The organism is Rhizobium sp. AP16 (assembly GCF_000281735.1).
Taxonomy (GTDB): Bacteria; Pseudomonadota; Alphaproteobacteria; order Rhizobiales; family Rhizobiaceae; genus Rhizobium; species Rhizobium rhizogenes.
In genome coordinates, this window is the sequence record NZ_AJVM01000073.1 from 1 (window position 1) to 15279 (window position 15279).

17 protein-coding genes are annotated in these 15279 nt (G+C 60.6%); 6 read left to right on the top strand and 11 right to left on the bottom strand.

Going from position 1 to position 15279, the window contains the following annotated elements; genetic code table 11:
* The 4 genes from PMI03_RS24230 to moaB all read left to right on the top strand — a co-directional run.
* On the top strand, positions 1–329 hold a 329-nt coding region (locus tag PMI03_RS24230), incomplete at its 5' end, for a polyprenyl synthetase family protein (protein WP_007699660.1).
* Positions 330–453: 124 nt separating this feature from the next.
* The gene (locus PMI03_RS24235; protein WP_007699664.1) at positions 454–2310 is read left to right on the top strand and encodes a tetratricopeptide repeat protein; all 1857 of its coding nucleotides are present in this window, start codon (positions 454–456) and stop codon (positions 2308–2310) included.
* Positions 2311–2318: 8 nt separating this feature from the next.
* Positions 2319–3233 carry a 4-(cytidine 5'-diphospho)-2-C-methyl-D-erythritol kinase gene (locus PMI03_RS24240; protein WP_007699667.1) on the top strand — a complete coding sequence of 305 codons (915 nt, stop codon included), beginning with the start codon at positions 2319–2321 and terminating at the stop codon, positions 3231–3233.
* Entirely contained in the window at positions 3233–3787 is a 555-nt protein-coding gene (gene moaB, locus PMI03_RS24245) for a molybdenum cofactor biosynthesis protein B (RefSeq protein WP_007699669.1), read from the top strand. The genes PMI03_RS24240 and moaB overlap by 1 nt, the downstream gene beginning before the upstream one ends.
* Before the next feature lie 43 nt (positions 3788–3830).
* Here moaB and PMI03_RS24250 read toward each other — a convergent pair whose 3' ends face one another.
* Positions 3831–4145, bottom strand: coding sequence for a hypothetical protein (locus tag PMI03_RS24250; RefSeq protein WP_007699674.1), 315 nt, complete (start codon positions 4143–4145; stop codon positions 3831–3833).
* A gap of 182 nt (positions 4146–4327) precedes the next feature.
* Positions 4328–4846, bottom strand: coding sequence for a glycosyltransferase family 2 protein (locus PMI03_RS24255; protein ID WP_007699677.1), 519 nt, complete (start codon positions 4844–4846; stop codon positions 4328–4330).
* Positions 4847–5076: 230 nt separating this feature from the next.
* Here PMI03_RS24255 and PMI03_RS24260 point away from each other — a divergent pair, with 230 nt between their 5' ends.
* The gene (locus PMI03_RS24260; RefSeq protein WP_007699680.1) at positions 5077–6234 is read left to right on the top strand and encodes a PA0069 family radical SAM protein; all 1158 of its coding nucleotides are present in this window, start codon (positions 5077–5079) and stop codon (positions 6232–6234) included.
* A gap of 104 nt (positions 6235–6338) precedes the next feature.
* Complete coding sequence (locus tag PMI03_RS24265; protein WP_007699682.1) at positions 6339–6995, top strand: ribonuclease HII; 657 nt, start codon at positions 6339–6341, stop codon at positions 6993–6995.
* A 6-nt stretch (positions 6996–7001) separates the two neighbouring features.
* Here the strand turns inward: PMI03_RS24265 and PMI03_RS24270 are convergent, their stop codons facing one another.
* The 9 genes from PMI03_RS24270 to PMI03_RS24310 form a co-directional block, all read right to left on the bottom strand.
* Complete coding sequence (locus PMI03_RS24270) at positions 7002–7760, bottom strand: phosphotransferase enzyme family protein (protein WP_012651027.1); 759 nt, start codon at positions 7758–7760, stop codon at positions 7002–7004.
* Between the two features lie 139 nt (positions 7761–7899).
* Positions 7900–8391, bottom strand: coding sequence for a F0F1 ATP synthase subunit B (locus PMI03_RS24275; protein WP_007699689.1), 492 nt, complete (start codon positions 8389–8391; stop codon positions 7900–7902).
* Between the two features lie 2 nt (positions 8392–8393).
* Complete coding sequence (locus PMI03_RS24280) at positions 8394–8987, bottom strand: F0F1 ATP synthase subunit B (protein WP_007699693.1); 594 nt, start codon at positions 8985–8987, stop codon at positions 8394–8396.
* A gap of 82 nt (positions 8988–9069) precedes the next feature.
* Positions 9070–9297, bottom strand: coding sequence for a F0F1 ATP synthase subunit C (locus PMI03_RS24285; protein ID WP_004109844.1), 228 nt, complete (start codon positions 9295–9297; stop codon positions 9070–9072).
* Between the two features lie 68 nt (positions 9298–9365).
* Complete coding sequence (locus PMI03_RS24290) at positions 9366–10118, bottom strand: F0F1 ATP synthase subunit A (protein ID WP_012651026.1); 753 nt, start codon at positions 10116–10118, stop codon at positions 9366–9368.
* A gap of 79 nt (positions 10119–10197) precedes the next feature.
* Positions 10198–10542: an AtpZ/AtpI family protein gene (locus tag PMI03_RS24295; RefSeq protein ID WP_007699702.1), complete on the bottom strand. Its 345-nt coding sequence runs from the start codon at positions 10540–10542 to the stop codon at positions 10198–10200.
* 314 nt (positions 10543–10856) lie between these two features.
* On the bottom strand, positions 10857–12035 hold the full coding sequence (locus PMI03_RS24300; protein ID WP_007699704.1) for a cell wall hydrolase: 1179 nt from the start codon (positions 12033–12035) through the stop codon (positions 10857–10859).
* A gap of 173 nt (positions 12036–12208) precedes the next feature.
* Positions 12209–14074, bottom strand: coding sequence for a potassium transporter Kup (locus PMI03_RS24305; RefSeq protein WP_007699710.1), 1866 nt, complete (start codon positions 14072–14074; stop codon positions 12209–12211).
* Between the two features lie 53 nt (positions 14075–14127).
* A complete protein-coding gene (locus tag PMI03_RS24310; RefSeq protein ID WP_007699712.1) occupies positions 14128–15105 on the bottom strand; it encodes a magnesium transporter CorA family protein in 978 nt (325 codons plus the stop codon).
* Positions 15106–15279 lie beyond the last annotated feature (174 nt).

The following is a 15279-nucleotide window of genomic DNA, read 5'->3' on the forward strand; positions in this document are numbered from 1 at the left end:
ACGGCGGCAAGGCCGCCGATCTCGGCAAGAATGTCGGCGACGACTTCCGTGAAGGCAAGATCACCCTTCCCGTCATTCTCGCCTATCGCCGCGGCACTGAGAAGGAACGCGCCTTCTGGCGCGAGGCCATCGAGACCGGCAACAACAGCGACGAGAACCTGGAAAAGGCACTGGGTCTGATCACCAAATATGGCGCGCTCAACGACACGATTGCCCGCGCCGTTCACTACGGCACCATCGCCCGTGACGCGCTGGCGCCGCTTCCGGAAACGCCGTGGAAATCGGCACTCATGGAAGTGATCGATTTCTGCATCGAACGTGTGAACTGATCGGCAGCGGCCCGAATTTCTTGCACCGCCGCTTCAAAAAAGCCATCCTGTTGTGAATCAGTTGACACGAACGCTTTGTGTCGCCGGCGCCTTCGCTGGCAATCCCTTGATGAAAGGCATTCTAATGCGGCAGAGACTTGCCATCCGTTTCCTCTCGGGCGTAGCCTTGGCGGCGATCCTTTCGGTGTCGGCGCTGAATAGCGCGCGCGCGGAAGATGCTCCGGCAACGCCGGACATCAAGAACGAGGTGGTCTTCGACGCGGAAGCCGTCGACACCTTCGCGGGCGCCTTTCTCGCCGCCCGTACCGCCGACGTGGACCATGATTACGATACGGCGATCGCGCTCTACAGAAAGGCTTTGATGCTCGAGCCGGGCAATCTGGAAATCCGTCAGCGCCTGATGATCTCGTTGCTGCTCAACGGCAATCTCGAAGAGGGCGTGAAATACGCCAACGAACTGAAGAGCGACCCTTCCGTCGAGCGTGTCACCACGATCGTGCGCGGCATGGACGCCATCCGCCGGCACGAATACAAGACCGCGCAAGACATCCTCAAATATAACGGTCCGAACGATCTCGACCGGATGATGAACAATCTGCTGCTTGCCTGGGCACGCGCCGGCGCCGGTCGTGGCAAGGAAGCCATCGCTATGATCGACAAGATGAAGGGACCGGACTGGTTCAACATCTTCAAGAACTATCATGCAGGCGCCATTGCCATCACCATCGGCGACGTGAAATCGGCCCGTTCGCACCTGAACGACGCCATTCTCGACAAGGCAGGCGGTGCAACCGCCCCCGACACCTTCATGCGCGCGGTCATGGCGCTGGCACGCCTCGAAATCAAGGCTGGCGACAAGCAGAAGGCGCTGGACACGGTTTCGGTCGGCGACAACCTGATTAATAATTACGCGCCGTTGAACGCGCTGCGCGACAGCATCAACAAGGGCGAAAAGCCAGAGCAGCAGGTCACCGACGCCACGCAAGGCGCTGCGTCCGTGCTCTTTACCATCGGTGCGGCGCTGAACCGCGACGGCGCCGAAGATGTCGTTTCGCTCTATCTGCAGATCGCCAATACGCTCGATCCCAAGAGCGCCGATACGCTGGTTCTCCTCGGCGGGCTCGCCGAAAAACAGGAGCAGGTCGACCGCGCCATCGCCTTCTACAAAAAGGTGCCCGACAATTCGCCGATGGCCCGCATCTCCGAGCTGCAGCTCGGCCTCGCGCTCGCCCAGGCCGGCAAGGTCGACGATGCGCGCAAGCACCTGAAGGCGCTGATCGATTCCGACCCGAAGGATGTCCGCAGCTACCTGGCCTATGGCAGCGTTCTTTCCGACGCAAAGGACTTCCAGGGCATGGCCGACAATTACGACAAGGCCGTCGATGTCATCGGCCCCGTGCCGAAGCGCAGCGACTGGGCCGTGTTCTTCCAGCGCGGCATCGCCTATGAACGGCTGAAGAAGTGGCCGCAGGCCGAGCCGAACTTCAAGAAGGCGCTGGAGCTGAATCCCGACCAGCCGCAGGTGCTGAACTATCTCGGCTATTCCTGGGTCGACATGAACACCAACCTCGACCAGGGCCTGGACATGATCCGCAAGGCTGTCGATCTGAAGCCGGATGACGGCTACATCGTCGATTCGCTCGGCTGGGCCTATTTCCGCCTCAACCGTTTCGACGATGCGGTGACGGAACTGGAGCGCGCTGCGCAGCTGAAGGCTGGCGACCCCACGATCAACGACCATCTCGGCGACGCCTACTGGCGCGTCAACCGCAAGCTGGAAGCGGTCTATCAGTGGAACCGTGCGCTCGCCTCCAAGCCGGAGGAAGCGGATATTCCGAAGATCAAGGAAAAGGTCGAAAAAGGCCTGCCGGCGCTCGACACCGACCCTAAGACGGTCGACAAGAGCAAGCAGCCGGACCCGGCTCCGCCGCCGGCAACCGACCCCAATACGAATACTCCGCCCATCGATAAGAAATCCTAAGACCACCGATGACCATGATCTTAGCGGCGGGCGATTTCGACCTCACAGAGGAAGCGCCCGCCAAGATCAATCTGGCTCTGCATGTCACCGGCCAGCGGGCCGACGGATATCACCTGCTCGACATGCTGGTGACCTTCACGCAGCATGGTGACCGGCTTGGCTTCCGTGCCAGCGAGCGCGACGAATTCAGCCTTTCCGGACGTTTCTCCCCTCTTCTTGCCGCTGACGCGGATGCCGGCGGCAATCTGGTGCTGAAGGCGCGCGACCTGCTGCGCCGCGCCGCCCATAGTGCCGGGCTGGAAGCGCCACCGATGCATATCCATCTGGAAAAGAACCTGCCGATTGCCTCCGGCATCGGCGGTGGCTCGGCTGACGCGGCGGCGACCCTGCGCGGATTGGCGAGGCTCTGGAATCTTGCCTTGCCCCTGGACACGATGACGGCGCTGGCGCTGAAGCTTGGCGCCGATGTTCCGATGTGCCTTGCCAGCCGGCCGTTGATTGCGCGCGGCATCGGCGAGGCGATCGAATTGTTGCCGGATTTCCCGTCCTTCGCCATGGTCCTCGGCAATCCCCTGGTCGGCGTTTCGACGCCAGAGGTGTTTCGCCACCTTGCCCGCAAGGACAATCCACCTCTCGCACTCACCTCGCAAACGTCGGACGATCATGCGCCATGGATCGCGGCAATCGAAGGGTTGCGCAACGATCTGGAACCGCCGGCGCGGTCGCTCTGCCGCGAAATCGCCACGCTGTCGCAGATGATCGCCGACGAAGGAGCGCTTCTGACCCGCATGTCCGGCTCCGGCGCCACCTGTTTCGGCCTGTTTCATGATCTTGAGCAGGCAACTGCGGCGACCGCATCGCTTCACAGGCTGCGGCCGGACTGGTATTTCCAGGCGACGGAAACAATCAAGGGAGATGCATGATGGCTGGCCCAAGCGAAGCGAGACCCTTCATTCCCGTCGGCATCGCGGTGCTGACCGTTTCCGATACGCGCACGCTCGCCGACGATAAATCCGGCGACACGCTGGTCGCCCGCATCGCGGAGGCCGGCCACAGGCTGGCCGCCCGCGCCATCGTCCCTGACGACAAGGAGCGGATCCGCAGCCAGGTGGAAGCCTGGACGCGCGACAAGACCATCGACGTCGTGATCACCACCGGCGGCACCGGCTTTACCGGTCGCGACGTGACGCCCGAGGCGCTGGAGCCGCTGTTCGAAAAGCGGATGGACGGCTTTTCCGAAGTGTTCCATCGCATCTCCTACGACAAGATCGGTACGTCGACGATCCAGTCGCGGGCGACGGCCGGCGTCGCCAATGCCACCTTCATCTTCGTGCTCCCGGGATCACCCGGCGCCTGCAAGGATGCCTGGGACGGGATATTGAAGGCGCAGCTCGACTATCGGCACATGCCCTGCAATTTCGTGGAAATCATGCCGCGCCTCGACGAACATCTTAAGCGTGGCTCCGCCTCCAACTGAGATTGGCGTTTCGCTGAGATAACGCGGCCGGCCTTCTGGATTGCTATGCCTTCGGCCCGGGAAGAACAGGAATAGAATCCCAATTCTGACCAGTGAGAATGACGCAGCTGCGACCGGAGACATCGGTGATCATCATTGTCCAGCTGCCGCTTTCAGCGGCAAAGATTTCGACGATCGTCTTTGAATCGAGCTGACCGATGGCCGAGGGTTTCTCGGAATAGTGCCCATCAAGGAAAGCGACAATCTCGGCGCGCTTGGCGCAAGCGAGTGTCGCCTGTGCGGCGGCTTGATTGGGGAGAAGGATTGCCGTTGCCAAGACGGCCGTTCCGATAAGGCGGTTGAACATCGTGCGTTCCATGACGCACCTCCTTTCGCCGGAAATCCGGCAGAAGAGGAGAGTTCTGTTGACCTGTTCTGCCGCATACCGGCATCTTCATGGTCGACCGCCCGACGCGACACGCGAAAGGTGCCGCCACGAGAAAATTATGACAGCTATTCCAGTATTTACAAATGGAATCTGGATTGGCGGCAGGGCCAAGCCTACCGCGCCGCGCGCGCGACCCAGGAGGGGATGATCTCGCTCGACAGGCGGCGGCCCTTCTGTCCCTTGGCGAATTCGGCAAGCCTCATGCCTGATTTTGCGACTGCAATGGCCTGGCGCTTGGAGAGAAGCAACCCGAGCTCCAGCGGCGGCGAACTGCGGCCGATGCGCTGCAACAGGGGCCGGCGATAGCCGCGCGACGCCGTAAAGCGGGCCGGCACCTTGTTCAGCGAGACATATTCGGCGATCTCATCGATCCAGCCGGCTTGCGGTCGCGCGCCAGGCTCGACCAGAAGCAGCCACTCGCCCCGCGCCGAGCGCAATATGTCCTTGATATCCCACTGCGAATAAAAACGGCAGCCGGCGGCGTCGGCAACCCGCGAGGTGCCGTCGCGCGAGCCATGATCGAGCACAACGACATCGGAGACGAGCCCTTCGATCGCGCCCACCACCAATGCCGCCAATGTCTGTGCCAGCTCAGGTTCCTGGTCCTGGCATTCGATGATTACCGTCAACATTGCCCATTTATAGAGCGCCGCACAATTTATTGCCAGCGGCTAAGCCGAAAACCAGAGCGTTTAAGAAAAGAATCATATGCAACTTGGAAATTGCCATTCCGGCCTCCGCCCATCTCTCGAATGAGGGTAACTCTCTGCATTTTGTTCTTGCAATGTTCTCGTTTGTCAGATAGGAATTTAATCAGCCTAGACGCGGCATGCAATGTCATAAACCGCCCCCGGAGTTACCGATGAACGAGCAGTCCCTTGCAGGGCAGGCCGCGTTTGCGCCTGCCAATACGGCAGATATTGCCAATGCTTTGATCGCCGACACCGGTCTCAGGGTCGAGATCGACCGCCGGCGTGGCCGTGGCGCCGGGCTGAACCCGAGCGGCCGGTTCGAGCCGCAGCAGCGCGAGACATTCGATGACGGCTGGCAGACGCTTGAAGAGCTACCGCCCTTCAAGACAGAAGTGCAGATTGAAAAGCCGCGCACGGCAATCACCCGCAACGAATCCCCCGATATTCCCTTCGACCGCTCCATCAATCCCTATCGCGGTTGCGAGCATGGCTGCATCTATTGTTTCGCGCGGCCGACGCACGCCTATATGGGCCTGTCGGCGGGGCTCGATTTCGAAGCGAAGCTGTTTGCCAAGCCGGATGCAGCGAAACTGCTGGAACGGGAGCTGGCAAGGCCCGGCTACAAGCCGCGCGTCATCGCCATCGGCACCAATACCGACCCCTATCAGCCGATCGAGAAGGAATGGCGGATCATGCGCCAGATTCTCGAAGTGCTGAACAAGGCGAACCATCCCGTCGCGATCGTCACCAAGTCGGCGCTGGTCATGCGCGATATCGATATCCTGAAGGAAATGGCTGCCAAAAACCTGGTGCGGGTCGGTCTCTCGGTGACGACGCTCGACCGCAAGCTCGCCCGCACCATGGAGCCGCGCGCGGCGACGCCGCAGCGGCGGCTGGAGGCGATCCGGGCGCTCAGCGAGGCTGGCATCCAGACCGCAATCATGGTGGCGCCGATCATCCCTGCCCTCAACGACCATGAGATCGAGCGCATCCTCGATGCCGGCAAGGTGGCCGGCGCCATGGAGGCGAGCTATGTCATCCTGCGCCTGCCGCTGGAGGTCAGCCCGCTGTTTCGCGACTGGCTGCTGCAGCACTATCCGGATCGCTATCGCCACGTCATGTCGCTGATCCGCTCAATGCGCGGCGGCAAGGATTACGACGCCGATTTCGGCAAGCGCATGAAGGGCGCAGGCCCCTATGCCTGGCAGATCAGCCGCCGCTTCGAAATGGCGACCAGGCGGCTGGAACTCACGCGCCGCAATATCGCGCTGCGCGACGACCTGTTCGTGCCGCCGGATGGCAGCGGCGTGCAGCTCTCGCTGCTCTGACCCTTTCCTCGCGGGTTTCCCTGCCCGCTGGAAGAGCCCCCCGGTTCGCCGCCATGATCCACCGGGGGCTTGCAGGAGATCGGGTGGTGTGCGAGCGTTGCCGCATGCCACGCAGACCACCCGATTCTCCCATGCTTTTCGACGAAGGCCCGATCGTTCCGACCTTCGAACTGGAGCTGATTGCCCGACGTGCTGGACATTGGCCCGTTGCCGGTGCCGACGAGGCGGGGCGCGGCCCCCTGGCGGGGCCGGTCGTTGCCGCCGCCGTCATTCTCGATCCCGAACGTATCCCCCAAGGATTGAACGATTCCAAGCAGCTTTCCGCCGCCCGGCGCGAAGCGCTGTTTGCCGAGATCCTGGCGACAGCGACCGTCTCCATCGCCTCATCGAGCGCTGGCCGCATCGATGTCACCGATATCCGCAAGGCGAGCCTCGATGCCATGCGCCGTGCGATCTGCAGCCTTGCCATGCCGGCGAGCTACGTCTTGACGGACGGGCTGGATGTGCCAGCCGGACTTGCCTGCCCCGGAAAGGCCGTCGTCAAGGGCGATGCCCGCTCCTTTTCCATTGCAGCCGCCTCGATCGTCGCCAAGGTGACGCGTGACAGGATGATGGCGCGCGCTGGCATCGTCTTTCCCGCCTACGGTTTTGCCGCCCATGCCGGCTATGGAACGGCTCAGCATCGCGCCGGCATCGAGAAGCACGGCCCCTGCTCGCTGCATCGCATGAGCTTTCGGCCTCTTCGAAGGGATGAGGCCTGACGGCTGTCATCCGACAAGGCCGACGACGATCTTCTCCCGGTTCTCGCTGATATAGCCAATATCGTTTCGGTAAATGCGGTCATGGCCGTCCAGAAGATCGCGGCAGTATTTCTCGACGCCACGCGCCGCTTCGCTTTCCATGAAGCTAACGAGGGCATCCAGCCGTTCGATGATCATGTCAGGCAATGCCAGCCGTTGCGCCATCTCCAAGCCATAAGCGTCGAGGAAAATGCGGGCACGACCAATTTGCGTGTCCAGCCCGCCGAGGCTCTCCGCCGCAATACCGGTGGACAGAGGCGCCCAGCGATAGAGAGCATAGGCAAGATCCCAACCGCGCGGACCGGGATGGGCCGCTTCGAAATCGATGATGCCTGTTACGACGCCCTCATTCAGAACGACATTGTAGGGCGCGAAATCGCCGTGGCAGATGACTTCGATCGGCGCGCGAGGCGATAATTGCCATTGTTGCTGTGCTGCCATCTCCGGCAGAAACAGGGCCGTACAATCGTGATAGCACCGCAACAGGGACGCCGCCGACCGCAAAGCCGTCTCGGATCTCATAGCCTCGCTGTCATCCAGATCGCCGGTCATGCCGGGGAGAAAGCTCACCTTCTCCCAAACGGCGTCGTAACCGGCAGGCATCGGCGCATATGGAAAACCATGTCGATGAAGCGCCGCAAGCAATCCCTGCACGGCCGCCGTCCATGGACGAACGGGCCGGAGGATGAAATCGCCCCTACGAAACGGGCCGTCGCCCTCCTCCATCGTCAGCACCGTCTACTCCCCCGTTACCCCCCGCAATCTAGTTTCGATTGCCAGCCACCGTCAAATGCGGCGCGACAGGACCGCAAAAACAAAAAGCCCCGCTGAAGCGGGGCTCTTTAAACATCGATTGCTTAAACGCTTAGTTCAGCCGGGTCTTCACTTCGCTGACAGCATTGCTGAACAGCTCGGACTGGACCTTGCCGCCGGCCTTCTTGGCGAGCACGGATTCGGCAGCGGCGATGGCCAGATCGACGGCGGCGGAACGAACCGCCTTCATCGCATCGGCTTCCGCCTGCTTGATCTTCTGCTCGGAGAGTGCCGTACGGTTGGCGACGAATTCCTCCGTCTTCTTGCGGGCTTCCGTCGTCAGCATTTCGGCTTCACGCTCGGCAGCAGCGACGATGTTCGCCGCGTCCGCTTCGGCTTCCTTGCGCTTGCGCTGGTATTCGGCCAGCAGATGCTGGGCCTCTTCGCGCAGGCGCTTGGCTTCGGCCAACTCGTTGCGGATCTGATCGGCGCGGTCGTCGAGCGACTTCGCCATCATGCCCGGAACCTTCAGATAGACGACGAGACCGATGAACAGGAGCAGCGCAACGAAAGCAAAGAAAGTTTCGTCAAGAGCAAATGACATGATCAACCCTCCCGCTTGGCGGATGCTTCGGCAACGGCCGAAGCGACATCAGCCTTGCCAGCGACGTTGCCGACGAGCTGCTCGACGACGGCGGAAGCGGTTTCTTCCGCGATCGCGCCGACATCAGCAAAGGCTTTGGTCTTGATTTCACCGATGCGCGCTTCAGCGGTCTTCAGCTTCTGCGAAAGGCTGGCTTCGATCGCCTTGCGGTCTTCCTCAGCCTTGGCCTTGGCCGCATCGCGAGCGGTCGCACCGATCGTATTCGCCTTGGCGCGAGCAGCAGCCAATTCGCTTTCATAGGTCGCGACAGCCGCATCGGCCTCGGACTTCAGGCGCGAAGCTTCCTCGATATCCTGGGCGATACGGTCATGCCGGCTTTCCAGAATGCTACCGACACGCGGAATAACGATCTTCTGCATAGCCAGATAGAAGATGACGAAGGTGATCACCAGCCAAAGCAGCTGTGACGGATAGGTCGTATGGTCAAACGGCGGGAATACGCCTGCGTGATGGCCCTGTTCGGGCGCACCGGTTTCCGTATGCACCGCGCCGGCTGCCGGCGGTGCTTCGTCAGCGTAAGCCGGGGTCACAAACATGCTCACCTCCAGGTGGTCTGCAAATACAAAGAATCACGGCTCGCTGTCTCGCGAACCGTGATCTATTAAACGCCGCTGAATATCAGACGGCGAAGAGCAGGAGGAGAGCGATGAGCAGCGAGAAGATGCCCAGAGCTTCCGTAACGGCGAAACCGAATACCAGACGGCCGAACTGGCTGTCAGCGGCAGACGGATTGCGCAGTGCGCCGGACAAGTAGCTGCCGAAGATATTGCCGAGGCCGAGAGCCGTGCCGGCCATACCAAAGCAAGCCAAACCTGCGCCGATGAACTTTGCTGCTTCCGCGTCCATGTTGAACTCCTTTGAAATGGTTGTTGCGGTGAATGACTGACGCCCTGCAGACGCCAATGTCTTAATCCTTAGTGGCCGCCCGGATGGACCGCGTCGTTGAGGTACATGCAAGTCAGTACCGCAAAGACGTAGGCCTGAAGGAAGGCTACGAGGAACTCGAGACCGGTGAGGGCGACGGTCATAATCAGGGGAAGAATGGCGCCGCCGATACCAAGCGCGCCAAGGGTTCCGAGCGAGGCAACGAAGCCTGCGAACACCTTAAGCGTGATATGGCCAGCGAGCATGTTGGCGAAAAGACGAACGGAGAGCGAAATCGGCCGGGACAGGAAGGAGATGATTTCGATGATCACCACAAGCGGCAGAAGAATGCCGGGAACGCCCTGCGGCACGAAGAGCTTGAGGAAGCCGAAACCGTGCTTGATGAAGCCGTAAAGAATGACCGTCAGGATAACCAGAAGCGCCAGCGCGAAGGTGACGATGATCTGGCTGGTGACGGTGTAGAAATAGGGAACCATGCCGAGCAGGTTGGCCGTCAGCACGAACATGAAGAGCGAGAAGACCAGCGGGAAGAACTTCATCCCCTTGGTTCCCGCCCCTTCTTTCAGCATCGAGGCGATGAACTCGTAGGCCATTTCGGCCACGGACTGCGAGCGGCCCGGAATGACGCTGCGCGCCGAGGTCGCGAAATACAGGAAGCCGGCGGACAGCACTGCCGAAGCAACCATGAACAGCGAAGCATTGGTGAACGAAAAATCAATTCCGCCGATATCGATCGGGATAATCTTGAAGATCAGGAACTGATGGGTAGGACCGTTTGCCACCGCTTGTTCTCTTTCATTTTCCCGCTCGATCGAGCGGATGCCTCTCACCAGGAAACCGCGCCTCAGCGCCGCTTCCGCCTCATTTTTTATCAAGCCCGTGCTTCTCGAGCATGGGTGTCGCCACCTTGCCCGCGGAGCGCAGAACATTCAGCACGCCGGCACAGAATCCGAGAAGCAGCAAAATAATCATGCCCCACGGCGCCGTACCAACAAAACGGTCGAAAACATAGCCCAAAACAGCACCAACGATGATTGCAGCGATAAATTCACTGGAAAGCTTCATCGCCTGGGCATAGCCTTTGCGGCTGACCTCGGCGCGAACCTCCGCGCGTTCATCATCTTTCATCTCGGCACGCTTGCTCGCCAATTCGGCTCCCAAGTGCTCCCGTCGCTCTTCCAGACTTTCGTCGCGGTCGTCCGTCATGGTGATATCCTCCCCCTTTTCGCTGCGCGCAGTCCCATTTCCCCGGTCAACGCGTAAACGAACAGGAGGTTTCCCCACCTTTCGGCCCGTTTTGAAGTCGCGCGCAACATAGTTTTAGGAAAAAGCATAGTCAAGGCGTAGACGTCATCTGTCCAGCCATAAATTAGCCGAATTAAATCATAACCTTAGCGCGAATGTGCGGTACCGGGCGAAATCTGAGCCGAAGAATCCTCTTCAGGCCGTGCATTACCGCGGCTTTTTTGCCTGCCGCCCATCACCTGCGGTGGCGGACGCCCCGCTCCCAGCAACCACCCTCAGCTCCAGCCACCGCCATAGGTGCGATAGAAGATGTGCATGCCGATGCGACCGACCTTCACCATCTCGGCTGCCCATTTCGGCCTGACGTAGACGGCATGGTAATGCGTGGCGGATCCGACTTCCGGCAGCCAGATCTTGCCGGCGGTCACCGCCATGGCGACCTGACGGGCAATTCGCCAATGTTCCGGCGAGTTGACCCGCTCCTTGACGTTGTCGCAGGCGAAGGAGAACTGGCAGGCATTGCGCCAATCTTCGTTCTGGTAGACGACGCCGCAAATGGTTTTCGGATAGGCCGGATTGCGGACGCGGTTGAGGATGACCTGGGCGACGGCCGCCTGCCCCTTCACCGATTCCCCGCGCGCCTCGAAGTAGATGCCGGTCGCCAGGCATTGCTGCTCGTCGGAGGAAAAGACCGAGGGCGGCAGGACACTCGCGGCCCAGGCATGATCCTGTGGCCCGATCTGCGGCACGAAGCGGCCGTCATTGTCCTGATCCTTGGCGAGAATGGAATCGAAAGGTGAGACGCGGGCATAGTCCGGCGCCGGTGATGCATAGGCGGCGGCGAGAACGTCGGCATCCTGGCTGGTCACCAAGCTCGCCAGATAGGACGGCACGCTGTCGTCCGGCTTCGGCGGCTGCTTCTTATAGAACGCCGTGGCGATCTGGATTTCCTTGCCGCCAATCCTGGGTTTCAGGAAAGCGGTCCTGTCCTTGGTGTCCAATTCCGGACGGAGCAGCATGCTTTGGCGCTGCAGCACGGAACCGGCGGAGAAATCCTTCGGCGGCTGCATCGGCGCCACAGCGACCACCCGGCCCTTCTTGTCCTCACGATTGATGCGCTCTTCGTCCGGCTTGGGGTCGCTCCCCTTCTCTTCCGACAGGAAGGCGACGCGGCGGCCGTCAGGCAGGACGAGGCCACCATCGCCGATGGCGGCTGCTGTCGATGCATTCCCGAAGGCAAGCTCGGCCTGATGCGTAGATCCGGCCGGCGAATTGGTGATCACCATGCGCCAGTTGCTGCTGCCTCTATCAATGCCCGCCAAAAGGCCGGCAAGGTCGGCATAGGCCGCAGTCGACGGGAAGATCAGCCATGCGCAAAGTCCGAAGACGGCAGGAGACGTCCAGTTTTTCGGCAACAGGCCAAACTTGCGGAAAACACGACGCGGACGAAGCAATACCGGACTCCAAACGGCACTCGGGATTAGGAGCCGGAATAATCTCCCATTAACCTTGATGGATGGTTAATTCGGGCTTTTGCATGGCCGCGCGCACGTTCTGAAAATCCGCAAGCAAAAGGCCCGGCAGAAATCCACCGGGCCTCTTTTTTAAAACGATGCTCTGGTTCGCCTCAGATAATGACGTGCGAACCCAGTTCCACCACGCGGTTGGCCGGCAGGCGGAAGTAGTCGGAGGGATCGGTCGCGGCGTTGGCGAGCGCGATATAGAGCCGGTCCTGCCAGTGCGGCATACCGGACTTGGCGTCGGGCACGAGCTTGCGGCGGCCGAGATAGAAGGAGGTCGACATGATGTCGAACTTCAGGCCGGTCTTGCGCAGGGTCGCGAGCGCCTGCGAGACGTTCTGCGATTCCATGAAACCGAAGCGCAGCTCGACGCGCGAGAAGCGGTCGGAGACCTTCTCGACCGAGTAGCGGTCCTCCTGGGGGACACGCGGCTTGTTGGTGGTGCGGATCGTCAGGATAACGTTCTTGTCGTGCAGGACGTGATTGTGCTTCAGATTATGAAGCAGGGCCGCAGGCGCCGATTCCGGATCGCTGGTGAGGAAGATCGCCGTGCCCGGCACATGCGCCGGGGAGTGATCGCTCTTGCGCTCGATCGAGCTGACGAAGGACGATAGCGGGATATCCGTATGCCGCGTCTTCTCCATCAGGATCGCGCTGCCGCGACGCCAGGTCCACATGATCACCGTGAAGGCTGTGGCGATCAGCACCGGAACATAGCCGCCGTCGTGAATCTTCAGCAGGTTGGCGCCGAGGAAGACGAATTCCAGCAATAGCAGCGGCGTCAGTACGGCAATCGCCATCGGCAGCGTCCAGTTCCAGCGAACACGAACGAATTCGAAGGCCATGATCGAGGTGACGACCATGGCGCCGGTTACCGAGATACCGTAGGCCGTCGCCAGCGCATCCGAAGTCTTGAAGCTCAGCACCAGGAAGATGACGCCGAAGAAGAGTATGGCGTTGACCGACGGCAGGAAGATCTGGCCGGTATTGGTCTCGGAGGTAATGAGGATTTCCATGCGCGGCAGGAAGCCGAGATGGATGGCCTGGCGCGTCAGCGAGAAGGCTCCGGTGATGACCGCCTGGCTGGCGATGATCGTTGCCATGGTGGCGAGAATGACCACCGGCAGAAGCGCCCAATGCGGATACATCAGGAAGAACGGATCGGACATGGCGAGCGGCTCGCGCAGCACCAGCGCACCCTGGCCGAGATAGTTCAGCGTCAGCGACGGGAAGACCAGGACGAACCAGGCCCACTGGATCGGCCGCCGGCCGAAATGACCGAGGTCGGCATAAAGCGCTTCGGCGCCGGTGACGGTCAGGAAGACCGCGCCGAGCACGACGACGCCGAGAAAGCCCTCGTTCATCAGGAAGTTGACCGCATACCAGGGATTGAGAGCGGCCAGGATGCCGTAGTCATCCGCGATGTGCATGATGCCGGCAAGGCCCATGACGATGAACCAGATCGCCGTGATCGGGCCGAAGAAGCGGGCGACCGCGCCCGTTCCATGCGACTGGATGGCAAAGAGCAGCGCCAGGATCGCGACCGAGATCGGCACGATATAGTCCGACAGCGTCGGCGTGACCAGCTTCAGACCCTCGACGGCGGAAAGAACCGACAGGGCCGGCGTGATCATCGCATCGCCAAGAAACAGCGCCGCGCCCAGAAGTCCGAGCAGCATGAGAACGGCGGTGTGGCCGTTCGCCGTCTTCATCAGCAGCGCCAGAAGCGACAGCGTGCCGCCTTCGCCGTCATTGTCGGCGCGCAGCAGAAAAAGGACATATTTCATGGTGACGATGATCGTCAGCGCCCAGAACATCAGCGACACGAGGCTGATGACCTCGCCGCGCGTCAGACCATCGGCGGCCACCGGCTTCAGCGCCTCGCGAAAGGCGTAAAGCGGGCTCGTACCGATATCGCCATACACGACGCCGACGGACCCGACGGCGAGGTAGGACAGTTTGCGTATGCTCATTTTCCCGTCGGGAGAATGATGGGTTTCGTCAGACATTCAGGATCACTAGACTCTCAGAGCCAGCCTTTCCAGCGAAAAAAGAAAAACGGAACGATGGCGGACACCACCATCAGCAACAACGATGCCGGGTATCCGTAGGCAAAATGCAATTCCGGCATGAGCTCGAAGTTCATACCATAGACCGACGCCACAAGCGTCGGGGGCAGGAAAACCACGGAGGCGATCGAGAAAATCTTGATGATCGAGTTCTGCTCGATATTGATCAGGCCAAGCGACGCATCCAGGAGGAAGGTAATGTTGCCAGCCACGAAAGAGGCATGCTCGGATAGAGACTGCACATCCCGCGCGACGTTACGGCACAATTCCTTGGCCTCTTGATCCTGCTGCATGGCAGGTATGGTATTGAGGAAGACTAAAAGCCGCGACAATGAACTCAGGCTATCCCGCACCTTGCTGAGTGTACGATGGTAGCCTGCAATATCCTTCAGCTTCTCTTCCAGGTAGTTTGCCGGACGACGGATTTTCTTCACGCGGTCGCCAAATACATGCACCGACAATATATCGATGCCCGCAACCGTTTGTTCAAGAACCTCGGCCGTGCGATCGATAATTGTTTCGAGAAGTTTGGCCAGCAGCGAGGTGCCGGTCATCCGTTCGTTCGGAATCCGCTGCAGGGCAGCGATGAACAGCGCAAAGGATTTCGGCCGGGCATAGCGGATGGTAACTAGGCGGTCCCCTGTCAGGATGAAGGCGACGTCGGTCAGCATCGGTAGATTGGTATCGGCCTTCCACAGCAGCGAAGCCGTCAGAAAGACCGCGTCATTCTCGACATAGAGCCGGGCGGATGGCTCGATATCCTTCATATCCTCGCGGGTCGGAACCTCGAGCCCCAGCAGGCGCTCGATATTGGTTTCCTCTTCGCGAGACGGTTCGACCATGTCGATCCAGACGGCATTGTCCGGCAATTGGGCAAGGGTCGAAAGGTTTGTCAGTTCGAGCGAGGTACAGTCGGAACAGTAGGCCGTGATCAACGCATCGCTCCCGGCACGGCGCAGGCAAAGCTATAGCTAGGGCGCTTTATGCGCTCCGGCTGCGATCCTACCAATGGCCAATGAAGAAAACTCATAAAACTCCGGGCGTATCCCGCCAAACCGGCTGGGAATCCGTGTCCATGCTGATTGCGCTGCTGTACCAATTCTTCGCTC